23 protein-coding genes and 2 riboswitches are annotated in these 21,064 nt (G+C 44.2%); of the genes, 13 read left to right on the top strand and 10 right to left on the bottom strand.

Annotated features, from left to right (window positions below; all coding sequences use genetic code 11):
* Positions 1–15 precede the first annotated feature (15 nt).
* Both KHQ79_RS07470 and KHQ79_RS07475 read right to left on the bottom strand, forming a co-directional pair.
* Positions 16–1,869 carry an LTA synthase family protein gene (locus KHQ79_RS07470; RefSeq protein WP_119914275.1) on the bottom strand — a complete coding sequence of 618 codons (1,854 nt, stop codon included), beginning with the start codon at positions 1,867–1,869 and terminating at the stop codon, positions 16–18.
* Between the two features lie 98 nt (positions 1,870–1,967).
* On the bottom strand, positions 1,968–2,450 hold the full coding sequence (locus tag KHQ79_RS07475; protein WP_100276146.1) for a metal-dependent hydrolase: 483 nt from the start codon (positions 2,448–2,450) through the stop codon (positions 1,968–1,970).
* Between the two features lie 166 nt (positions 2,451–2,616).
* Here KHQ79_RS07475 and sspJ point away from each other — a divergent pair, with 166 nt between their 5' ends.
* Positions 2,617–2,757, top strand: coding sequence for a small acid-soluble spore protein SspJ (gene sspJ / locus KHQ79_RS07480; protein WP_003240697.1), 141 nt, complete (start codon positions 2,617–2,619; stop codon positions 2,755–2,757).
* A gap of 118 nt (positions 2,758–2,875) precedes the next feature.
* Positions 2,876–3,055: riboswitch (Lysine riboswitch) on the top strand.
* 103 nt (positions 3,056–3,158) lie between these two features.
* Entirely contained in the window at positions 3,159–4,568 is a 1,410-nt protein-coding gene (locus KHQ79_RS07485; protein ID WP_225514668.1) for an amino acid permease, read from the top strand.
* Between the two features lie 61 nt (positions 4,569–4,629).
* Here the strand turns inward: KHQ79_RS07485 and KHQ79_RS07490 are convergent, their stop codons facing one another.
* From KHQ79_RS07490 to KHQ79_RS07505, 4 genes are all read right to left on the bottom strand, one after another.
* Positions 4,630–5,103: a DMT family transporter gene (locus KHQ79_RS07490; protein ID WP_003240704.1), complete on the bottom strand. Its 474-nt coding sequence runs from the start codon at positions 5,101–5,103 to the stop codon at positions 4,630–4,632.
* A gap of 10 nt (positions 5,104–5,113) precedes the next feature.
* On the bottom strand, positions 5,114–5,542 hold the full coding sequence (locus KHQ79_RS07495) for a DMT family transporter (RefSeq protein WP_032732255.1): 429 nt from the start codon (positions 5,540–5,542) through the stop codon (positions 5,114–5,116).
* 75 nt (positions 5,543–5,617) lie between these two features.
* A complete protein-coding gene (locus KHQ79_RS07500; protein ID WP_032732273.1) occupies positions 5,618–5,932 on the bottom strand; it encodes an ArsR/SmtB family transcription factor in 315 nt (104 codons plus the stop codon).
* A 156-nt stretch (positions 5,933–6,088) separates the two neighbouring features.
* Entirely contained in the window at positions 6,089–7,036 is a 948-nt protein-coding gene (locus KHQ79_RS07505; RefSeq protein ID WP_225514670.1) for an iron-hydroxamate ABC transporter substrate-binding protein, read from the bottom strand.
* A 203-nt stretch (positions 7,037–7,239) separates the two neighbouring features.
* Here KHQ79_RS07505 and KHQ79_RS07510 point away from each other — a divergent pair, with 203 nt between their 5' ends.
* From KHQ79_RS07510 to KHQ79_RS07535, 6 genes are all read left to right on the top strand, one after another.
* The gene (locus KHQ79_RS07510) at positions 7,240–8,286 is read left to right on the top strand and encodes a FecCD family ABC transporter permease (protein WP_060399473.1); all 1,047 of its coding nucleotides are present in this window, start codon (positions 7,240–7,242) and stop codon (positions 8,284–8,286) included.
* The gene (locus tag KHQ79_RS07515) at positions 8,286–9,296 is read left to right on the top strand and encodes a FecCD family ABC transporter permease (RefSeq protein ID WP_225514671.1); all 1,011 of its coding nucleotides are present in this window, start codon (positions 8,286–8,288) and stop codon (positions 9,294–9,296) included. Before KHQ79_RS07510 ends, KHQ79_RS07515 begins: the two co-directional genes overlap by 1 nt.
* Positions 9,297–9,311: 15 nt before the next feature.
* Positions 9,312–10,121: an ABC transporter ATP-binding protein gene (locus tag KHQ79_RS07520; protein ID WP_003240726.1), complete on the top strand. Its 810-nt coding sequence runs from the start codon at positions 9,312–9,314 to the stop codon at positions 10,119–10,121.
* 171 nt (positions 10,122–10,292) lie between these two features.
* Positions 10,293–11,486, top strand: coding sequence for an efflux RND transporter periplasmic adaptor subunit (locus tag KHQ79_RS07525; RefSeq protein ID WP_225514673.1), 1,194 nt, complete (start codon positions 10,293–10,295; stop codon positions 11,484–11,486).
* Positions 11,470–12,159 (top strand): ABC transporter ATP-binding protein, encoded by a 690-nt coding sequence (locus tag KHQ79_RS07530; protein WP_225514674.1) that lies wholly within the window; start codon positions 11,470–11,472, stop codon positions 12,157–12,159. Before KHQ79_RS07525 ends, KHQ79_RS07530 begins: the two co-directional genes overlap by 17 nt.
* The gene (locus tag KHQ79_RS07535; protein ID WP_084993350.1) at positions 12,152–13,381 is read left to right on the top strand and encodes an ABC transporter permease; all 1,230 of its coding nucleotides are present in this window, start codon (positions 12,152–12,154) and stop codon (positions 13,379–13,381) included. The genes KHQ79_RS07530 and KHQ79_RS07535 overlap by 8 nt, the downstream gene beginning before the upstream one ends.
* A gap of 33 nt (positions 13,382–13,414) precedes the next feature.
* On the opposite strand, the gene KHQ79_RS07540 is transcribed toward KHQ79_RS07535, so the two are convergent.
* The 3 genes from KHQ79_RS07540 to KHQ79_RS07550 all read right to left on the bottom strand — a co-directional run bounded on the left by KHQ79_RS07540 (position 13,415) and on the right by KHQ79_RS07550 (position 15,318).
* Positions 13,415–13,825: a regulatory YrvL family protein gene (locus tag KHQ79_RS07540; RefSeq protein WP_003240734.1), complete on the bottom strand. Its 411-nt coding sequence runs from the start codon at positions 13,823–13,825 to the stop codon at positions 13,415–13,417.
* A 60-nt stretch (positions 13,826–13,885) separates the two neighbouring features.
* Positions 13,886–15,043: an oxalate decarboxylase gene (gene oxdC, locus KHQ79_RS07545; protein WP_060399469.1), complete on the bottom strand. Its 1,158-nt coding sequence runs from the start codon at positions 15,041–15,043 to the stop codon at positions 13,886–13,888.
* A 119-nt stretch (positions 15,044–15,162) separates the two neighbouring features.
* Positions 15,163–15,318: a YvrJ family protein gene (locus KHQ79_RS07550; protein WP_003221632.1), complete on the bottom strand. Its 156-nt coding sequence runs from the start codon at positions 15,316–15,318 to the stop codon at positions 15,163–15,165.
* A gap of 201 nt (positions 15,319–15,519) precedes the next feature.
* Between KHQ79_RS07550 and sigO the strand changes: the two genes are divergently transcribed.
* The 5 genes from sigO (at position 15,520) to KHQ79_RS07575 (ending at position 19,838) form a co-directional block, all read left to right on the top strand.
* Positions 15,520–16,056 (top strand): RNA polymerase sigma factor SigO, encoded by a 537-nt coding sequence (gene sigO / locus KHQ79_RS07555; protein WP_225514857.1) that lies wholly within the window; start codon positions 15,520–15,522, stop codon positions 16,054–16,056.
* Positions 16,053–16,289 (top strand): sigma-O factor regulator RsoA, encoded by a 237-nt coding sequence (rsoA, locus tag KHQ79_RS07560; RefSeq protein ID WP_003240741.1) that lies wholly within the window; start codon positions 16,053–16,055, stop codon positions 16,287–16,289. Before sigO ends, rsoA begins: the two co-directional genes overlap by 4 nt.
* A gap of 149 nt (positions 16,290–16,438) precedes the next feature.
* Positions 16,439–17,152, top strand: a complete 714-nt coding sequence (gene yvrH / locus KHQ79_RS07565) for a two-component system response regulator YvrH (protein ID WP_003243545.1) — start codon at positions 16,439–16,441, stop codon at positions 17,150–17,152.
* Positions 17,149–18,891 carry a two-component system sensor histidine kinase YvrG gene (yvrG, locus tag KHQ79_RS07570; RefSeq protein ID WP_032732256.1) on the top strand — a complete coding sequence of 581 codons (1,743 nt, stop codon included), beginning with the start codon at positions 17,149–17,151 and terminating at the stop codon, positions 18,889–18,891. Before yvrH ends, yvrG begins: the two co-directional genes overlap by 4 nt.
* Before the next feature lie 68 nt (positions 18,892–18,959).
* Positions 18,960–19,838 (top strand): SMP-30/gluconolactonase/LRE family protein, encoded by an 879-nt coding sequence (locus tag KHQ79_RS07575; protein ID WP_225514676.1) that lies wholly within the window; start codon positions 18,960–18,962, stop codon positions 19,836–19,838.
* Between the two features lie 37 nt (positions 19,839–19,875).
* On the opposite strand, the gene KHQ79_RS07580 is transcribed toward KHQ79_RS07575, so the two are convergent.
* On the bottom strand, positions 19,876–20,667 hold the full coding sequence (locus KHQ79_RS07580; protein WP_225514677.1) for an SDR family NAD(P)-dependent oxidoreductase: 792 nt from the start codon (positions 20,665–20,667) through the stop codon (positions 19,876–19,878).
* Between the two features lie 154 nt (positions 20,668–20,821).
* Positions 20,822–20,961: riboswitch (cobalamin riboswitch) on the top strand.
* The last annotated feature ends 103 nt before the right edge of the window (positions 20,962–21,064 follow it).

Genomic DNA, 21,064 nt, shown 5'->3' on the forward strand with positions numbered 1-21,064 from the left:
GTAAAGAGGGATTTTTTATTCATAAAAACGGAGCAGGTCACCGTTTAAGATTTTATCAGAGAGAGACAGTTCTTCGTTTGCTTTCTCCTTATAAGAAAGGCACGCATCCTGATCTTCCAGCACTTCCCCTGTTTTTTGGCTGTAGCACGTGTTTTTCGTGTATACATAGTCGTTCGTAATAAAACTGCCGTTTCTCAGCACGGCGAACGGGGTGCGGTCGTTGGACAGCAAATCATTGCCAAATTGAATATTGCCTTTTGTATCAACGCCGAGCAGATGCATCAGTGTCGGCCTGACATCGACCTGCCCTCCGGCATCAGAGATGGTTTCTGGCTTTTGATCTGTGATTCCCGGGATATGTATGATAAACGGCACCCGCTGGAGCTGAACATTGTCATACGGAGTGATTTCATTTTTTCCTAAAAACTCAGCCATCGCATCGTTATGGGCTTCTGAAATGCCGTAATGATCTCCCATAAATACAATCATCGAATTTTCGTATAAGCCTTCGTCCTTCAGCTTTTTGATAAAATGCTTCAATGCCTCATCTTCATAGCGCACCGTGGTCACATAGCGGTTTAACAGGTCGCTGCTTGAATCGTATTCATCAATCAGCTGATCCTTCTCATCGATCTCAAACGGAAAATGATTCGTTAACGTGATGAAACTGCTGTAAAACGGCTGCGGCAGGCTTTTCAGCTTGCCGGCGGACTGCTCTAAAAATTCCTTATCCTTTAAGCCCCAGCTTGTCGATGACCCGGGAGTGACATGGAAATCATCAACATCAAAAAAGCGGTCAATCCCAAATGTTTCGTACATCACATCTCGGTTCCAAAATGTTTTATGGTTGGCGTGAAAGACGGCTGAATAATAATCATGTTGCTTCAGCGATTTGTACATTGTATGAAATTGATGGTCGCTTTTCGTGAAAAAGACGGCGCCGCTAAGGGAAGGATATAGTGAGTTAGCGACGATGAATTCTGAATCAGAAGTTTTGCCTTGTTCGGTTTGCTGATAGAAATGATCAAAGTAATAGCTTTTTTTGATGAGATCATTCATGAACGGAGTGATTTCTTTTCCATTTACCTTTTCATTCAGAACAAAGCTTTGGGTCGATTCAAGCGTGACAAAAATGACATTGCGCCCCTTTGCCAGCCCGAATTTGCTTGGGGCAGGCTTGCTGTAGTCTGCCTCTGTGTAGTTTTTAATGGTGGTCATGCTGTCTTCATCTGCAAATGCTTTCGCGCTTATATTCACAGTCTGAGAAATCGTATCGTAGATATGGAACTGAAACAGACCGATGCTTTTGACGAGCATTTCCCGGTCAAAGGAATGTGCCAAAAGCTTCGGCTGCTGTACTTCTGCAAGTGCCAGGGTGCATAGAATCATGCCGCAGGAAGCTGCATAGTACCGTTTGACTGTGCGGGGGGCGGCTTTTGTCTGCGGATGCTTCTCTTTTCTGGCCAGCAGCAGAAGAAAAACCAAATCCGCAAACAGGGCGATAAACAGAGGATTGAACAGTTCTTTTACACTGCTGCCCATATCGCTCATGTTACTGGCCTGAAACAAAACCGGGATGGTAATAAAATCGATATAAAAGCCGTAAAAAATCGTATTGGAGATCAAGATAACAGTCAGAACCAAATTGGCAATCAGCAAAAAGACCCGCTGTTTGTTTTCTTTCAGAAGCAGGCCGATCCCGAATAAAGGAAGGATAAAGCTGAGCGGATTGATCAGCAAAATCAGCTCCTCCAACAGAGTATCGATCTGCAAATCAAAGCCCAGTTTATAAATCACATACGTTTTGATCCACATGAATACGATCGAAAAACATAAAAACCGCTGATTGGGAAAAAAGGTTCCTTTCATCAATATGACTCCTCACGTTTCCTTGATCTCTGCATGAAATGCTTCTTATGTAAAACCTACTAAAAACAGTCCGTTCAGACAAGTGTCAGCACTCACGTTTAAAACATGCGCCCATGAAACAGCATATAAAAATAATAACATGAAGCAATTGTCAGGCCGGCTAACACAAGCTGCTCAGAAAAACTGCCTGTCTTCATATATAATGGGAGCCGTACGCGAATCGTTGAAGGGAATAATAATTTGATTCCGTTCACCGTCCAAGCGTCAAGAACCAAGTGGCTCGCCATTCCGATCATCAGCCCGGTTGATATGTTTTTATTTGGAATATATGTGGCTGTGATAAAAAACATGATGAGCAGAAACAGCAGGCTGTGCGTAAAGGTTCTGTGTCCAAAAACAGAGCTGACCGCTTTCGATAAGATAGGAAATCTTCTCCCGATTTTACTTTGTGTGTGGCAGATATCGGGTATTAATGCCCCAACCGCGCCGGACGCAGCCATAAGCACTGGATCAAATCCATAATAATAAGCCGCTGCCGTACAAGAAGCGATGCCTCCCATGATGTGTGTTTTTCCTGTCATTTCTCGCTTCTCCTTTTATCTTTTGCAAAAATCTCTGAATTACAAATATATCAAGAGAATGTATGTTTGATCAACAGGACTTTGGACGATAAAAAATTTCCCGCATAATTTTTTAAGGAAAAAGGCATCTTAAAAATGTACCTATTTTCTAAAAGAGGTGATTCGAATGGGTTTCTTTAATAAAGATAAAGGAAAACGTTCTGATAAAGAAAAAAACGTAATCCAGGGAGCTCTTGAAGATGCCGGTTCAGCTCTAAAAGATGATCCGCTTCAAGAAGCTGTGCAAAAAAAGAAAAATAATCGATAAACCACAATGCGGATAGGGCTTGGCTCTATCCGTATTTTCCATCTGTTCCCTTTGACAGATCACTCTTTCTTTGATAACCTTCTGGAAGTAACTGAATAATTAAATCCTCACTCTTTCTCAGTGAGGTAGAGGTTGCGCGGATGATGAGTCACACATGCCAGGCTGACAGGAGCTGTTAAACATGTGTAAAAGGCATCAGCGCCGAAGTGTGGAGAAAGCCGATCCTTCTCTATGCTGGGACTGTATCTGAATAAGTGCAGGACTGCCGCGTGCTTTTTCGCGGAGGGCTATCCGGAGATCAAGGGTGTGTGTTTCTTTAAGCATGGACTTTTGTTCAGGCTTTTTTTGCGTTTACATGATCTCGGGGTCTGGTCCGTACAAAGAATCATGGAGGTACTGGAATGGAACAGACGAAAAAATGGGGTTTTTGGTTATTAACGGCGTTTGTCGTTGGAAATATGGTTGGATCAGGAATTTTCTCCTTGCCGAGCTCGCTTGCTTCAATCGCGAGTCCGTTAGGCGCCACGTCCGCCTGGCTTTTGACAGGTGCCGGCGTGCTGATGATTGCACTTGTCTTCGGGCACTTGTCCATTCGCAAGCCTGAACTGACAGCGGGGCCGCAAAGTTATGCAAGAGCGCTGTTCTCTGATCCGAAGAAAGGGAACGCTGCCGGTTTCACAATGGTGTGGGGCTACTGGGTGGCGAGCTGGATCAGTAACGTGGCGATCATCACTAGTCTCGCCGGTTACTTGACTTCGTTCTTCCCGATCTTGGTTGATAAACGTGAAATGTTTTCGATCGGCGGGCAAGAGGTGACACTCGGTCAATTGATGACGTTTGCTGTATGTACGATCTTGTTATGGGGAACGCACACGATTCTTGTTGCAAGCATTAACGGTGCAAGTAAATTGAACTTTGTCACAACGCTTTCTAAAGTATTAGGTTTTGTCTTCTTTATCGTTGCCGGATTGTTTGTGTTTCAAACGACATTATTCGATCATTTTTATTTCCCGATTCAAGGAGAAAACGGCACAAGTATTGGAATTGGCGGCCAGGTGCATAACGCCGCGATTTCTACACTGTGGGCGTTTGTCGGAATTGAATCAGCGGTTATCCTGTCCGGCCGTGCGAGCTCTCAGCGTGATGTGAAACGTGCGACAATTACCGGCTTGCTGATTGCTTTGAGCATTTATATTATTGTGACTTTAATTACGATGGGTGTTCTGCCGCATGATAAGCTTGTCGGCTCTGAAAAACCGTTCGTTGATGTGCTTTATGCGATTGTCGGAAACGCGGGAAGCGTCATTATGGCACTTTTGGCAATCCTTTGTTTATTCGGAACGATGCTCGGCTGGATATTGCTTGGCTCTGAGGTCCCATACCAAGCCGCTAAAGCAGGAGATTTCCCGGCATTATTTGCGAAAACGAATAAAAAAGGAAGTCCGGTTATCGCACTAATTATTACAAACGTTATGTCACAGGTCTTCATTTTCTCGGTTATTTCCCGGACAATAAGTGACGCATTTACATTTTTAACGACAGCGGCAACGCTTGCGTATTTAATTCCGTATTTGGTATCAGCGATCTACAGCTTGAAGCTTGTCATCAAAGGTGAAACGTATGACCAGCTGAAAGGCTCCCGTGTAAAAGACGGATTGATTGCAATATTAGCATGCGTGTACTCAGTGTTTGTTATCGTAACAGGCACAGCGGATTTAACGACATTTATTCTCGGCATCGGTTTATTCTTTGTCGGTCTGGTGATTTATCCGTTTGTGATTAAGAAATTCTCGAAAGAAAAACAAACATAATAATCCGAAAAGGTACGGTTTTCTTTTCAATAAAAAACGCTGCAATATCAATTGCAGCGTTTTATTTATGTTGTGTTTGTATTTCATCGCTTGAGCGTTTATTTCCTTTATAGATAAAATAAAGGGCAATCATCATAAAGAGTAATGCAAAAGAACGTTTCAAATCTAAAGGTATGACTAAACTATGGAACCAGCCAAAATGATCAATAATCAATCCAATTACAAGCTGGCCAATGATCCCAGCAATATTTGTTGCAATGACCCCGATTCTTGGTACAGCCATAACAGTGAGAAGCAAATACATAGTACCCAAAAATGCAGCACTTAACTGCCATTTAGGTGCTTCTAGTATAGCAAGCACATCTCCATGGCCGAAAAAAAGAATAAAAATGAGAAGAAACATAAATCCGGTTATAAAAGTTAAAAGTGTTGTTTCAATTGTTCCAGCTTTTCGGCTAAAGGTGCCATTAATAGACGATTGTGCACTTAATGTGATGCCGCCCAATAAAGTGAATAAAATCATAAATATACCCATTTTAGACCTCCTAGTAAATTAAAATAAGAGCAATAATCATCGAAATAACTGCAAATATTTTTTCTTTATTGATTCTCGTTTTCTTGCTGCCAAGCCAACCATAATGTTCAATAATCATACTCATTATTAATTGGCCAATAATAACTGCTACCATAGTGAGTCCAACACCAACAAAAGGAACACTAATCACAATAGATGTTAAATACACAACACCTAAAACACCTCCAAGAAGTGACCATTTAGGTGCTTCAACAGCATATGAAAGTTTCCCTTTTCCAAAGAATATCCACAGTAAACCCATAATGATTGAACCCATAAAGAAATTATAAAAACTAGTTTCGAGTTGGCCTATAGTTTTTCCTAGTTCACCGTAGATTGCTCCCTCAAAGCTAAGTGCTGACCCTGCTAATAACGCTAGTATATATGCGAAGTAACGCATTAGATCCCTCTCCTTATATATTTAAATATCTAGAATTATCGATATTAAGTAGATTGAAAACAGAAATCATCCAGTTTAGATTTCTGTTTTAAAATATTCAGCTATCTGCTGAATCACTTCTTCATTTCGCCTGTAATAGGTCCATTGACCATACCGAACAGATTCAAGCAGGCCAGCATTCTGCATCAAGTTTAAGTAATGTGAAACTGTAGATTGAGAAGCTTTGGCTTTTTCTTGAATATCCCCTACACATACTCCCCCTTTAACACTGACCTCCTTTGGCAGGTGAGCGCCTTGTTTAGGGAAATGCTTCTCCGGTTCCTTCAACCAATGCAAAATGTTAAGCCGAGTTTCATTTGATAAGGCCTTAAATACATCGATTGGTTTCATGGTCATATTATATATCGATTTTTTTCGATATGTCAATTTGGAAAGTTATTAATGCTCATTAGGCACTGTTACTTATTATTTTGCCCTGTTTAAATAAATCGTCCCATTCTTTTTTGATAATAAGCAAAAGAGCCGTATCTAGGGCGGCTCTTTTATTTATTTTGTTAAGCTTTCCGTAATAAACTTCAGCTGGCCCTCCAATGAAATCGGATCTGTGAAATAGAAGCCAATCGGGTCAATCTTATAGACATGGTCATTTTTAACGGCGCTTAGGTTCTTCCAAATGGAGCTGTCAAATACGCCGCCATCGTCACCGCCTGATTGCCATGGGCCTGCGAAAATATAATCCCCGGCGAAGTCAGGGAGCTTCTCTAATGAAATACTTGTATATCCAGGGCCCTGGTCAATGGCTTTTTCCTTTGTCAGCTTTGTAGCCTGCAGGCCGAGATCTTTGTAAATGATGCTTCCGCCTCTTCCGAAATCTTTACCGAATACGTAAATGTCTTTTCCGTTCGTTTGCATAATGGAAATGGTTTTGTCACCGACGGCTTTTTTGATTTTTGTTTTAGCTTCCGCAACTTTTTTATCCCACTCAGCCAGCCAATTTTCGGCTTTATCTTCAGTTCCCGTCATTTTTGCAAATTCTTTCAGCTGTTCGATGTTGTCGAGCTTATCGTATTTTACCGCGACAGTCGGCGCAATTTTTTCAAGCTTTTTCATATCAGCGCCTTGCGTTGTCCAGACGATAATCAGGTCAGGGTTCAAATCAATGACTTTTTCAACGGAAGTGCCGTCTCCGATGTTTGTGACACCGTCGGTTTTTCCTTTGTAGTAAGGGTTTTTAAATACATTCTCAGGCGCACCGACGACGTTGATGCCCAGTGTTTTGAAGTATCCGTAGTAGCCGTCTGCCATGACAACCACTCGTTTAGGGTGTTTAGGAATTTTTACATTTCCGTTTTCAGCCTTGTATGTAAAGGTTTCTTCGTCTTTTGAATCAGAGGAAGAGCCTTTGCTTTCTGAGTTATTCCCGCAGGCTGCCAGCGCTGCGATCAATAGGAGGGCAAAAAACGCTGCTCCGATTTTCTTGTATGTATGGGTCATATCTCATACCTTCTTTCTGAAAGATAGATGATAAAGAGAATCATTATCAATGTGATTATACCATCGCAAGTGCCGGTTGGCACGATATTTTTGTAAATATATTCTCATTTTTATTTAAAACGCTCTATTAAATCAGCGGAAAAAAGTGATATACTGGAACAGCAATTGATAATCATTATCATTGATGAAAGGAAGTACGGCTGTTGAGTCAAAAGAAAAATATACAGACCACATCAGAAGAAATCCAATGGACGTCAAGGTCATTTGGCGCAGTCATGGTCCTTATTGCAGGGATATGCTTGCTATGCCTTGGCGCACTTTTATCCATATCCCTCGGTGCTGCGGATATTCATTTGCGCACTGTGTGGGACGCCATTTTTCATTTTCAGCCGACAGAGACGTCCCACCAAATCATACATGATCTCCGGCTGCCGAGAACGGCTGCGGCCGCGCTTGTCGGGGCTTTATTAGCGGTATCAGGGGCGATTATGCAGGGGATGACGAGAAACCCTTTGGCAGAGCCTTCGATTATGGGCGTTACATCGGGCTCTGCGTTTGCCATTTCGATTGCGTTTGCCTTTTTTCCCGGACTTTCGGCTATGGGGCTTGTGCTATGGTCCTTTGTCGGAGCGGGGCTGGGGGCATCAACGGTAATGGGCATCGGCATGTTTTCAAAAGGCGGACTTACGCCTGTAAAGCTTGCTCTGGCGGGAACAGCAGTTACTTATTTCTTTACGGGCATTTCAACTGCTATCGCAATTCGCTTTGATGTTGCTCAGGATATCAGCTTTTGGTATGCAGGCGGAGTAGCGGGTGTGAAATGGTCAGGTGTCCAGCTTTTGCTTATCGCAGGGGCTGTCGGTTTAACGCTTGCGTTTATCATCGCCCGGTCCGTGACAGTACTAAGTCTTGGTGACGATCTGGCGAAAGGGCTTGGACAATATACATCAGCGGTGAAACTGGTTGGCATGCTTGTCGTTGTGATTCTGACGGGAGCTGCAGTTTCTATTGCCGGCACCATCGCATTTATCGGGCTGATCATTCCACATATTACCCGGTTTTTGGTCGGTGTGGATTATCGGTGGATCATTCCTTGCTCGGCTGTGCTCGGCGCTGTTTTGCTTGTGTTTGCTGACATTGCGGCAAGACTCGTAAACGCGCCCTTTGAAACGCCTGTCGGCGCGCTGACCTCTCTCATCGGCGTTCCCTTTTTCTTTTATTTGGCACGTCGTGAAAGGAGAGGGCTGTAATGAAAACAAAAACAAAAAAACCGCTCGTTGTGATGGCTGTGACCTTTATGCTCATCGTGCTGGTCTTTTTTATCAGTCTAAATTTGGGCGTCATCAAAATTGCACCGCTTAAAACGCTTCAGGTCTTTTTCGGCCAAGGAACGGCACGTGACGAGCTTGTCTTATTTGAATTCAGGCTGCCCCGGATCATCCTTTCCTTGCTCGTTGGGGCTGGGATCGCTGTTGCCGGAGCCATTTTGCAAAGCGTGTCTCAAAATGATCTGGCAGAGCCCGGTATTCTCGGAATTAACGCCGGCGGCTCACTTGCTGTTGTGCTTTTTATTTACTTTTTTCAAGGATCAGCTTCAGATCTCAGCTTTTTCGGAACATTTATGCTGCCGTTCAGTGCTTTGGCAGGCGCAATCCTCGCCGCGTTTCTCATTTATCTTCTGGCTTGGAAAAAAGGTGTGACTCCGATTCGGCTGATTTTAGTCGGCATTGGCGTGAATGCCGGATTTAACGCCCTGTTGCTGATTTTTCAGCTCAAGATGGACCCTCATGATTTTATGCAAGCGGCGGTTTGGATCTCCGGCTCGATATGGGGGGCGAACTGGAATATGATCTGGGCAATCCTCCCTTGGATTGTGATCTTGCTTCCGTTTACTTTATATAAGGCGCGCTATTTGAACATTTTGCAGCTCGGAGACCAATTAGCGACCGGGCTGGGCACTGCTGTTGAAAGGGAAAGACGGATTCTCCTTCTGGCAGCGGTCACTCTTGCCGCTTCATGCGTGGCAGCTGCAGGGGGCATCGCGTTTCTCGGATTGATTGCGCCCCATGTGGCAAGAAGGTTTACCGGTCCCCGTCACCAGACGCTGATACCGGTCTCCGCCTTCATCGGCGCATTTCTGTTTTTGCTCGCTGATACGCTGGCGAGAAATGTATTGGCACCGTCAGAAATTCCGGTCGGACTTGTCATTTCCGTGTTAGGTGCGCCTTACTTTATTTATTTATTGATGAAAGCGAATTAGAGGAGGGGGCCGAATATGAATTCATTATCAACAGATCAGCTTGGAATCGGTTATGGAGACAGGGTAATAGTAGAGGATTTAAATATCTCGATTCCTAAAGGGAAAATTACCACCTTAATTGGCCCGAACGGCTGCGGGAAATCAACGATATTAAAAACAATGTCCAGAATTATGCGTTCACATGCAGGTGCCGTCTATTTAAACGGCAAAGCGATTCATAAAATGTCTACAAAGGACATTGCGAAAGATATGGCGATTCTGCCGCAGACACCTGAAGCGCCGAGCGGTTTAACGGTGTATGAATTGGTGTCGTACGGCAGATTTCCGCATCAATCAGGATTTGGCAGATTAAATGATGAAGATCGCCAAATTATCAAATGGGCGCTTGAAGAAACAGGCATGGCTGAATTCGCTGAACGGCCGATTGAGGCATTGTCAGGCGGACAGCGTCAGCGCGTGTGGATTGCCATGGCGCTTGCGCAAGGGACGGAACTGCTGCTGCTGGATGAACCTACAACGTATCTTGATCTTGCACACCAGCTTGAAATTCTGCAGCTGCTAGACAGACTCAACAAAGAGCAGGGGCGGACGATTTTAATGGTCATTCATGATCTTAACCATGCAGCCCGTTTTTCTCATTATATGATCGCACTCAAAAAAGGCACGGTCATCAAAGAAGGCACTGCACTGGAGGTCATGACTCCGGACATTTTGAAGCGGGTATTTCAGATTGATGCTGAAATCGTGACTGATCCCCGTACAAATAAGCCTGTGTGCTTGACCTATGACCTGATTAAAAACGAAAAAACGCTTCTTTCAGTGTGAGAAAAATCCCGGTTCTGAGCCGGGATTTTTTATTTTCAGCTGTGAAAATACCATTTTTCTATTTGATTCCCTCATTTCAATAAAAAGATTGCAAGTCTTTTTGAATTAATAGATAATATTGGTTAGAATGTTTCGAAAATATTACATAGTTTACAGAAAGAGGAGATCGTTGTGTCCAAAAAGAAAAAATGGCTTATTGGCGGTGCGATATGTGTTGGTGTGCTTGTATTGGCGGGGATCGGCGCCGGCGGTTTTTACTTTTTTACTCACATGAACCGAGTTGCCGTATCAACGGAGCCCTATGCTGAATCAGTAGCGGTATACATGGGAGGAGAATCAGAATCAGGCCAAACGTTTTCTGGAAAGGTTGAACCTGAGAAACAGCAGAAAGTATACATAGATTCAGAGAAAGGCAGCATTAAAAAAACATACGTCAAAGAAGGCGATCAGGTCAAAAAGGGCGATAAGCTTTTTGAGTATGAGGGCGAAGATCATTCTGACGAAGTTGAGCAAGCCAATTTGCAAATTGAAATGACAAACCTCCAAATCAGCCGTTTGCAAAAATCAATAACGGAAACGGAAAAACAGCTGAAAACGGCCGGAAAAGAAGAGAAATCACAGCTTCAAGATGAGCTTGATCAGGCCAATTTCGATTTGAAAACAAGCCAGCTTGAGCTGAAGCAGCATCAAAAAGAGCTGGCTGCCCTGACGAAAAACAAAGGTTCCAATGTGATTACAAGCAAGCATGACGGGATCGTTCAAAGCGTCAATCAGGATATCGCTGACGGAGCAACAGGTGACCAGGCAGCAGGTCCGTATATCCAGATTGTTTCGACGGGCAAATATCTCGTCAAAAGCCAAATCAACGAGCTGTTAATGGACACAATCAAAAAAGGCAGCAAAGTCAGAGTCACGCTGAAAACAGGCGGTGAAGGCGAGTGGAAAGGAAAGGTCACCTCGATCGGCAAGCTTCCGGCGGGAGCAGGCGAGGGGGAGGAGTCAGAAAGTTTTGCTGAAGAAGAAATGAATCCCCAATCCTCTAACTATCCGTTCACAATTTTATTAGACAGCCATAAGGGCCTTGAAGTCGGCTATCATGTCAACATCGAAGTGATGAGTGATGATGCTGATGCGGACAAGATCAAGCTGCCGACCGACATGGTGATTCAGGATGACGGCGAACCATATGTGTGGAAAGCCGATGAGAAGCAGAAAGCGGTCAAACAGCCTATTGAAATCGGTGAGACTGATGAAAATGACATGGTAGAAATTAAGAGCGGCCTGACGCCGGAAGATTATGTGATCTATCCTGATCCCGCGGTCAAGGAAGGAAAGCAGGTTACAGTCAATGCTGACACTGAATAATATTTCGAAATCGTACAAGCTGGGAAGAGAAGAAGTTCCAATCTTGAAACATATCAATCTGACTGTCCAGGCGGGTGAGTTTCTGGCTATTATGGGGCCTTCCGGTTCTGGAAAGTCAACGTTAATGAATATCATCGGCTGTTTGGACAGGCCAACCTCCGGAACCTATACGCTTGACCAGATAGATATATTGAAAGGGAAAGACGGTGCCTTAGCCGAAATCCGCAACGAATCAATCGGGTTTGTGTTTCAAACCTTTCATCTGCTGCCGCGTCTTACCGCGCTGCAAAATGTTGAGCTGCCGATGATCTACAATAAAGTGAAGAAAAAAGAGAGAAGGCAAAGAGCTTATGAAGCCCTGGAAAAAGTCGGTTTAAAAGACAGGGTCTCTTACAAGCCGCCGAAGCTGTCCGGCGGGCAAAAGCAGCGGGTGGCGATAGCGAGGGCCCTTGTCAATCAGCCGAGGTTTATTTTAGCTGATGAACCGACCGGGGCGCTTGATACCAAATCAAGTGAACAAATTTTATCGCTGTTTTCCGAACTGCATCAGGAAGGCAAGACCATTATTATGATTACCCACGACCCGGACGTCGCCAGAAAAGCTGACAGAACGGTTTTTATCCGGGATGGAGAATTGGTATTAGATGAGAGAGGGGATATCAGCCATGCTTGAACATATTCGAATCTCCTTTCAATCAATTTTCTCTCATAAATTAAGATCGATTCTGACAATGCTCGGTGTCATTATCGGCATAGCGGCAATCATCGCGATTGTTTCGATGCTGAAGGGCCAAAGCGAACAATTAAAGCAAAGCATGATCGGCATGGGAAATAACGCGATCAATGTTGTCTACCAGCCGTCGGGCGGAGAAGAGGAGGGCGGCGGCCCTCAGGTTTCGTATACGTCCGCGCCGCCTGTAGCTGAAGAAACAGTAAAGGCGATCAAATCTGATCCTATGGTCAAAGGATTATCTTTATATTACTTGTCTGAAGGCGCGAGCGTTTTTCATTTAACAAATGTTTCGTACCCTCAAGTGTACGGTGTTGACGGTGATTACTTTGATATGTTCCCAATCCGTATAACCGAGGGGAGAAAGCTGACGGAAAACGATTTAAACAGCACCCGCCAAGTGGTGATGATCAATGAAGCTGCCAGAGATGAACTGTTTCCAGACGGAGACGCTCTGCATAAAAACATTGAGATGAATGGTGTGCCATTTAAGGTTGCCGGTGTTTTTAAAGAAAAAAATCAGCAGGAAAGCATGTTTGAAGGCGACTACGCAAACCCGGTTTTGTACGTGCCGAAAAAAGTATGGCCGCTCATTGAAGGCTTTGACGCACCAACGCAGATTGCCGTGCAGGCCGATTCCTCTGAGCATATCCAAGAAGCCGGCGTAATGGCTGCGGATCTTTTAAACCAAGGACTGTCTGAAGCTGAGCTGGAAAAAGCAGAGTACAGTGTGATGGATCTTCAGGAGATCGCGCAGGAAGTGGAGTCCTTTAATCAGTCATTTGCATTGCTGCTTGGCGGGATCGCCAGTATTTCACTTTTGGTCGGCGGTATCGGCGTCATGAACATCATGCTCGTTTCCGTCACGGAGCGCACGAGGGAAATCGGGATTAAGAAAGCGCTCGGTGCTAAGCGTCGTGTGATTTTATTTCAATTTTTAACCGAGGCTGTCGTGCTGACAAGTATTGGCGGAATACTCGGTGTGCTGGCAGGCTTCGGCATCGCTAAGCTGCTGACAGTCGTTTTTCCGATGCCTTTTATTGTCTCCGTTCCGGCTGTTGTCGGAGCACTCATCTTTTCAATGGCAGTCGGCATTATTTTCGGCTTGCTTCCGTCCATTAAGGCATCGAAGCTTCAGCCTGTAGACGCGCTTCGCTATGAATAAAAAGAACGCATTCAGTTGGAATGCGTTCTTTTTTTAGCTGGGAAGAGCCGAGTTGCATTTGTCTAAAATCAGAAAAACAGATGCGACAATCATTTCTTCTGTGGTGGACAGCCAGATGTCGCTGATCAATTGGTCTGTTGTATGAGCAGTCATCCACAAAAACAGCAGCTGTACGATGCCGGCAAGGAGAATGAATAGGCGTTTTCCTGTCTTAAAAAATGTAAAACTATGTATCATCAGGCGTTCAAATGGTTCAAAGCATAACCCGAGGACAAGGAATAACACGGCAAAAAGCAGGACATGAGCTGCTGAGCGGTAGCTCGTTCCCGCTAAAGAAAACAAAGTAAAAATGATTCCAAAATAGGTCAACACCACTGCTGCTGCGGCCAGCATGTACTGTATGGAGAGCCGCAATAAACGTTTTGAAGAAGTTTGTTGTTTCACTGGTTCAGCTCCTTTTTAGTGCTTGCAGAGAACGAGTGCTCTCTGCAAGCTGCAAGTCTATTATTTACTGCATTTCTTTTTCACAACCGGATGTTTCTCCTTCGAAAGGACATCGGTAAAGTCTTTGCCTAAGTCAAGGTGTGCTTGAACAAATTTTTCAGGAAGCATGGCAAGCCATTGGTTTAAAGAGACATCGGCATAATGGTCGTCTTTGAAGATTTCTAAAAAGACAAGCGGTTCATCCCCGATGTTTTCAACGTAATGACCCATTGCAAATGGGACATATCCGACATCACCGGCCTGGTAGTTAAACGTTCTGGCATGGCCGTCAGATGCAAAAACGGTCATTCTTGCTTTGCCGGAGATGTAATATTGCCATTCGTGAGTATTCGGATGCCAATGCAGCTCTCTCATGGCGCCTGGTTCTACCGTCACGAGGGCAGATGCGATTGTTTTAGACACTGTAAAGTTTGTCGAATCCGCAATGTATACTTTTCCTCCCTCTGATTCAATCGGCTCCTGTTCAAGAAGGCGGTAAGTAAACGGGTAAGGCACTTCGCCGTTCGGCCCTTCCACAATGTCATCTTTTAAGCTGCCTGGGATTTGGTTTTCAAATATATATTTTTCTTTTCCCGGCAGATTGGCGATTTCTTCTTTTGTCACGCCAAAGTTCGCAGCAATGACTTCTTTAGGGGTGTGGGCAAGCCAGTCTGTCAGCTGGAACGTGCTGTTTTCAGAGAATGATCCATCGTCAAACACGAGCAGGAACTCGGCTCCTTCATCCAGCGCTTGAATGGAGTGCGGCAGGCCTGACGGGAAGTACCAAAGATCTCCTTCACCTACATCATCAATAAAGCTGCGCCCTTTTTCATCCACAATTGTGACTCTAGCACTTCCGTAAATCATATAAGCCCATTCTGCTTCTTTATGCCAATGCAGCTCGCGAATGGCACCTGGCTTCAGCCGCATATTTACAGATGCAAGGTTTTCTGAGATCGGCAGCTCCCGTACGGTGACTTCACGGGCATATCCGCCTTTTTCTAATCGGTTATGAGTATCAGAGAACGAAAATTTCATATTGCTGACGGTTCCATGATCGGTTTCCGGCGGAACGAGCATATCAGGATTTTGCCGGTCTCTTTCAATATTGCGCGGGATTTTCACCGTGGCTCCTTTGTCTCCTCTGATTGGCTGCGGAATGTCGTTTTGTTTTTTCATGTAACTGTCTCCTCCTTAAAAATAAATGTTAAGCAGAAAGAGAAGGTGAAAGGCCTTTCGTTTTCCCTTCTGTCTTGTTAAGTGAAAAAAAACAGTAAAAAGTCAACTTCGATTGAAAATTAATTTTTTGCTTTCTGGTCTTTCAGCTCTGTCATCAGTTCTATCAGCTGATCAAACTTTTTCTCAAATCGGGTCAGCAGGTACATTGCAATCAGCGCAGGAAACCCCAGATTACCGATCTGTTTTACGACTTCCTCTATAAAAACCTGATCCATGGAAAATACCTCCCTTCTTTTTTGGCAGTCATGTATGTAAGTGAAGGAAATCCAAGAAAACGTAAACTGCAGCCGGAGCATTTGCACAAGCGCTAGTCAGAAAGTAGTAGTTTACTTTTTTTTGCTTTCCTTCATTTAATTTAGTAGGGAGGCGGTTTGATGGACTATCAAGGTCTTTTGCGGTCAAAATGTAAGGAGATAATGAAGCATCCCATCGTGAAGCATTTTTTGAGCAATCCTCAGCATTACCGTTTGTTCAAAAACCTAATGGAAAGCCCGAACGAAAAAGATGCAAAATCATTGGACGAGCAATTCAGGCAATTTTATAAGGAGATCCGCATCGTCAAGTATATGAATTCAATGATTCGCATCTTTTCTATTGATTTTGATAAGCGGGTTCGCAAAAACCAAAAACGGTATCCGCTGACGGTTGATCATCCTGAAGCAGGAGAACGCCTTCCTTCCGAAACAGGAAGTGATGCGTTTGAAGCATTTTTAGACCGGCAGGATGATTTGAGCCAGCATGTCCAGGATTATCAGCTTTATCAAGCGATCCAGAAGCTGACTGACAAACAAAAAAGCGTGCTGACAAAAGTCTATCTTCACGGTGCCACGATGCAGGAGATTGCGGATTCATTAGGAGAGTCACGGCAAAACATCTCCAACATTCATAAAAAGGGGCTTGAGAATATCAGAAAGCAGCTAGCGGCGCAAAAAAAGGGGGAAAGTAAGCTGTGAACGGCCAGTTTGAACAAAAGAAACAAAAAGACGACATGTATGACATTGAACATCTGATTACATGCTTTTCGCCGATGATCAGAAAAAAACTCAGCAATACGTCCTACCAAGAAAGAGAAGATTTGGAGCAGGAGCTGAAGATCAAAATGTTTGAAAAGGCTGATATGCTTTTGTGCCAGGACGTTCCGGGGTTTTGGGAGTTTATTTTGTATATGGTGGACGAGAATTCATAACTTTCATCTGAAAATACGAATAAACGGGAACTTCCATGTTCCCGTTTTCTGTTTGTCATGCCCGGCAGACTTTCCCTATTCAAAAATGTACCAAAAATAAACGATATAATGATAAGATGAAAAAAACAGTGACAGAAAGGAACATAAAAGTGGAAAATGCGTCAATTTTAATCGTAGACGATGAGAAAGCGATTGTGGACATGATCAAACGCGTTCTCGAAAAAGAAGGTTATCGAAATATACTGGATGCTGCAAGCGCAGAAGAAGCAATTCCGGTTGTGAAGGCCAATAAGGTTGATTTGATCGTGCTGGATGTTATGATGGGCGGAATGTCCGGTTTTGAAGCCTGCACGCTGATCAGAGAGTATTCAGATGCTCCGATTTTTTTCCTGACGGCAAGATCATCCGACGCGGACAAATTGTCGGGCTTTGCGGTTGGGGCTGATGACTATATCACAAAACCATTTAATCCGCTGGAATTAGCAGCGCGGATCAGAGCGCACCTCAAGCGCACATATCAGTCGAAAGAAACGAGCTCAAATCAAACCTATACATATGATTATTTTACATTTTCTCCGCAAAATGCCGAGCTGATCGTAGGCGGGGAAGCTGTCGCTTGTTCAGCTCAGCTTTTGCAGCTATTGCAGTATTTTTGTGAACATCCTAATGTGGTGCTTTCCAAAGATCAAATTTATGAAAAAGTTTGGGGCTATCCTTCCTATGGCGACAATAACACCGTTATGGTTCATATCCGCAAGCTTCGGGAAAAAATTGAGCGCGATCCGAGCAATCCGGAGTATATCGTCACCGTTCGCGGTCTCGGCTATCGTTTTATCCCAAATCCTGAAGGCAAGCGGTCATGAGGTTAAGATGGAAGTTTCTGTTTCACTTTTTCGGGCAGATGCTAATTGTAATCCTGCTGCTTACGGTTATGCTTGTTGCTTCGTTTTTCTATTTAGACGCTCGGTTTAGCGATGCGGAATCCAATTCAGGGCTGACAAAGGCAACAACTGACACACTTGAAGCATATCTCGATGTAAACGAAGATGGGTCATGGGAAGTGGATAATTTTCTGAAGAAATCTGTCGATAAACAGCATGGCTGGATGCAAATCATTGATTCGAAAGGGAAAACCGCTTATTCGTACAGCGTGCCGAAAGACGTGCCCGGCACCTATACCAAGAAAGAGCTTTTGTCTATTTATAAAACCAAAAAGCTTCATAACTATAAGCTGAATTACTGGGCCATCAATATTGAAGATAAGTCGTATCTTCTATTGTCCGGCTGGAAATCAAAGAGCGAACAGCTGCTGACTTCCGTTGAAAAGCGAGAACAAAAGATAGATTCTCTAGCACATTATAAGTCCAGTACCATCGACTATATTAAGCGGGAAAAAGGTGCCATTTACCTATTAGACAGCAATGGAAACATTATCCACAGCATCAACAGCACAAAAAGTGAAAGAAAAACGATGAACCAGCTGGAGCTGCTCAAATACAGCTCTAAACCTTGGAACTATAAACGGGAAATTTCCGTTAAGATCCTTAATAAAGACAGATGGATGGTCGCTACGGTGCCGAACCCTGTCTATGTAACCGATCAGGAGTTTAACAAATCATTTCTGAAGGTTGTGCTAAAGGCGATGTTCCTGATTATGGGTGTTCTGTTCCTGTATATCATTTGGATGACTGTTTGGTATATGTTCCGATTCGGGCTGCCGATTTTTCACACGATTAAATGGCTGGTCAATCTATCTAAAGGGAAACTCGAGGAACCGAAAAACCGGAAAGGCCGTCCTATCAGCAAAAACAAAAAGGGGAAAATCAAACAGCCGTACCGCTTCTTCGGTGAGATTTTTGAATCAATGGATCAGCTGACTGAAACGCTGAGGCGGGATAAAAGAAACAGAGAAAAAATCCAGGCGACAAGGGAAGAATGGATTGCCGGTTTGTCGCATGACTTAAAAACACCGCTTAGCAGCATTTACGGCTACAGCATGATGCTCGAGTCGAAGCAGTATGATTGGTCGCCGGAAGAAGTGAAAGAAATGGGACAGGTTGTCAGAGAAAAATCTGAATACATGTCCAAGCTGATTGAAGACTTAAATTTAACGTATCGGCTGAAAAATGATGCTCTTCCAATTGAGAGAAAGCTCACAAGCCTTATCCCGTTTTTTAAAAATGTCATTGAGGATTTTAAGAAAAATCCATTTTCTGAAGGGTATGATATCTCCTTTGTATCCAAAGAAGAGCATATTGAATTTGCGCTTGATGAAGCGTGGTTCAGGCGCATATTAGAAAACCTGCTGGGGAATGCCGTGAAGCACAACGACAAAGGAACGGAGATTCAGGTCATTCTGGAACAAGCAAAAAATCATATTTCTTTGAAGGTAAAGGATAATGGGAAGGGAATGGATGAAGAAACGATCACCAATTTGTTTAACCGTTACTACAGAGGGACGAACACAAAAGATCCTGCTGCCGGAACGGGCCTCGGGCTTGCGATTGCCAAGGAGCTTGTCCATCTGCATAACGGGACGATTCATGTGAACAGCAGAATAAACATTGGATCAGTCATCACCATCCTTTTCAAAAAACAATAAACATGTGGTTTGGACACCTTTTTGCCGGGAATAACAATATGTAGACTGAAGCTAAAGAGGTGTAGCACATGGATGCAGTATTGGAAGCAGACACTAGGGCAGTCATTGGTGAAGGCCCGTTATGGGATGAAGAAAACGGCCGCTTATATTGGGTTGATATCTTAGGGAGCGAGCTCCACATCTTCGACCCTGAAGAAAAAGTCAACCGGTCGATCAAATTTAAATCCTTTGTGACGGCGCTTGCGAAATACGCAAAGGATGAACTGATTATGACGATGAAGGACGGGTTTTACCTGTATCATCTTCAGGATGACAGCCTGGAAAAAATCAAACAGCCGAAGGACATGCATGAGAGCCTGCGTTTTAATGACGCTAAATGTGACCCGTACGGACGGCTTTGGGCGGGGACGACGAGCATGGAAGGCGAACAAAAACAGGCCTCGCTGTACCGTTTGGACCTAGATGGCAGTCTTGCCAAAATCAAAGATCAAGTCTCTACCTCAAACGGTTTGGATTGGGATCGCGAGCGGAATTTGATGTATTACATCGACACGCCGACGCAGGAGATTGTGCGTTACAGCTATGATCCCGAAAGCGGAGGTGTCTCAAATCCAGAACCCGTCTATCGTTTTGATCAATCAGACGGATTGCCGGACGGCATGACAATCGACCAAAATGGCATGCTGTGGGTGGCGCTGTTTGGCGGCAGCCGCGTTGTTCACATTGATCCGTTTCAGAAAAAAGAAATCGATTCAATCAGCGTGCCGGCCAAATATGTCACGTGCTGCGCGTTCGGCGGCAGGGACTTAAAAACCCTTTACATTACAACGGCAACGGAACAAATGACAGAAACAGAAAGATACGAGCAGCCTCATGCGGGAGGATTGTTTTCAGCAAAATTGGAAACAGGCGGGTACCAGCCGGTTCCATTCGCTGGAGACGTATAAAAAAACGCATCCGAAATACGGATGCGTTTTTTGCATATTACAGAGAACGGATAATGCCGCCTTCCACACGCTGTGCCGTGCCGTTGATGGCAGATGCGGCGTCAGACGCGAGGAATACGATCGTGTTAGCAACTTCTTCTGCTGTCGCGTATCGCTGAATAAGAGAAGTCGGCTCATTGACTTTAAAATAGTCCTTAATGAATGTATCTGTATCCTGGCCGGCAGCTTGTGCGGCACCTTCCATATAGGATGCGACGCCCTCTGTCCAAGTGGGCCCCGGAAGCACTGAGTTGACCGTCACATTCGTGCCTTTCGTCATTTCAGCCATCCCTCTTGAAAGGCTGATCAGCGCCGTTTTTGTCATGGAGTATGGAATCATCGTTGGAAGCGGTTTGATGCCTGCTTCACTTGCGATATTTAAAATGCGTCCGCTGTTTTTGGCAAGCATTTTTGGAAGGAAGTGACGGCTTGTCCGAACCGCGCTCATCACGTTCACTTCGAAATATTGATTCCACTCTTCATCTGTTACATCGGCAAAGTCTTTTACCTCGAAGAAACCAAGGTTGTTGACAAGGATATCGATATCACCGATTTCATTTACTTTTTCAATAAAAGCCGCTGCTTCATCTGTTTTTGACAAATCGGCAGCCGCACCGTGCACGGTTCCATATGCAGAAAGCTCTTCAACTGTGCGATCGACAGTCTCTTGTTTGCGTCCGTTGACAATGACAGCCGCACCCTCTTGCAGAAAGCTTTTTGCTGCAGCTTTCCCGATACCTGAAGTCGAGCCGGTGATTAAGACGAGTTTGTCTTTTAGCTTTAAATCCATAAGAATCATTCCTTTTTATACATGATGGTATTAAGTATACAAGAACAAAATTAGTGTTTACGAGGATTTTGCTTCCATACATATACCGGGTGAAAAGTCATTCAGGACGCATATACAAGCCTGTCAGTCATATAGTATAATTACTCCGAAAAAAGGATACGAATGTCAAATAGGTGCCGGTCCGTGAACAACAGCCGGCTTAATAGGGAAACCGGTAAAAGCCGGTGCGGTCCCGCCACTGTAATTGGCCATAGCGCCAAGAGCCAGGATACCTGCCTGTTTGATCAGCACGAAGTCTGCGAGGACAGATGATGTGTAAACAATAGGCTTTTTTGTGTTGTTTACAGCATCTTTACCATCGTAGAGATGCTTTTTTTAGTTCACTTAGGAGGAAAGG

It is taken from the genome of Bacillus sp. TSO22 (assembly GCF_020223595.1).
Lineage (GTDB): Bacteria > Bacillota > Bacilli > Bacillales > Bacillaceae > Bacillus > Bacillus inaquosorum.

Coding starts and splice junctions, on each gene's coding strand:
- KHQ79_RS07470 (WP_119914275.1), bottom strand. CDS start 1,869: ATGAAAGGAACCTTTTTTCCCAATCAGCGGTTTTTATGTTTTTCGATC.
- KHQ79_RS07475 (WP_100276146.1), bottom strand. CDS start 2,450: ATGACAGGAAAAACACACATCATGGGAGGCATCGCTTCTTGTACGGCA.
- sspJ (WP_003240697.1), top strand. CDS start 2,617: ATGGGTTTCTTTAATAAAGATAAAGGAAAACGTTCTGATAAAGAAAAA.
- KHQ79_RS07485 (WP_225514668.1), top strand. CDS start 3,159: ATGGAACAGACGAAAAAATGGGGTTTTTGGTTATTAACGGCGTTTGTC.
- KHQ79_RS07490 (WP_003240704.1), bottom strand. CDS start 5,103: ATGGGTATATTTATGATTTTATTCACTTTATTGGGCGGCATCACATTA.
- KHQ79_RS07495 (WP_032732255.1), bottom strand. CDS start 5,542: ATGCGTTACTTCGCATATATACTAGCGTTATTAGCAGGGTCAGCACTT.
- KHQ79_RS07500 (WP_032732273.1), bottom strand. CDS start 5,932: ATGAAACCAATCGATGTATTTAAGGCCTTATCAAATGAAACTCGGCTT.
- KHQ79_RS07505 (WP_225514670.1), bottom strand. CDS start 7,036: ATGACCCATACATACAAGAAAATCGGAGCAGCGTTTTTTGCCCTCCTA.
- KHQ79_RS07515 (WP_225514671.1), top strand. CDS start 8,286: ATGAAAACAAAAACAAAAAAACCGCTCGTTGTGATGGCTGTGACCTTT.
- KHQ79_RS07520 (WP_003240726.1), top strand. CDS start 9,312: ATGAATTCATTATCAACAGATCAGCTTGGAATCGGTTATGGAGACAGG.
- KHQ79_RS07530 (WP_225514674.1), top strand. CDS start 11,470: ATGCTGACACTGAATAATATTTCGAAATCGTACAAGCTGGGAAGAGAA.
- KHQ79_RS07535 (WP_084993350.1), top strand. CDS start 12,152: ATGCTTGAACATATTCGAATCTCCTTTCAATCAATTTTCTCTCATAAA.
- oxdC (WP_060399469.1), bottom strand. CDS start 15,043: ATGAAAAAACAAAACGACATTCCGCAGCCAATCAGAGGAGACAAAGGA.
- KHQ79_RS07550 (WP_003221632.1), bottom strand. CDS start 15,318: ATGGATCAGGTTTTTATAGAGGAAGTCGTAAAACAGATCGGTAATCTG.
- sigO (WP_225514857.1), top strand. CDS start 15,520: ATGAAGCATCCCATCGTGAAGCATTTTTTGAGCAATCCTCAGCATTAC.
- yvrG (WP_032732256.1), top strand. CDS start 17,149: ATGAGGTTAAGATGGAAGTTTCTGTTTCACTTTTTCGGGCAGATGCTA.
- KHQ79_RS07575 (WP_225514676.1), top strand. CDS start 18,960: ATGGATGCAGTATTGGAAGCAGACACTAGGGCAGTCATTGGTGAAGGC.
- KHQ79_RS07580 (WP_225514677.1), bottom strand. CDS start 20,667: ATGGATTTAAAGCTAAAAGACAAACTCGTCTTAATCACCGGCTCGACT.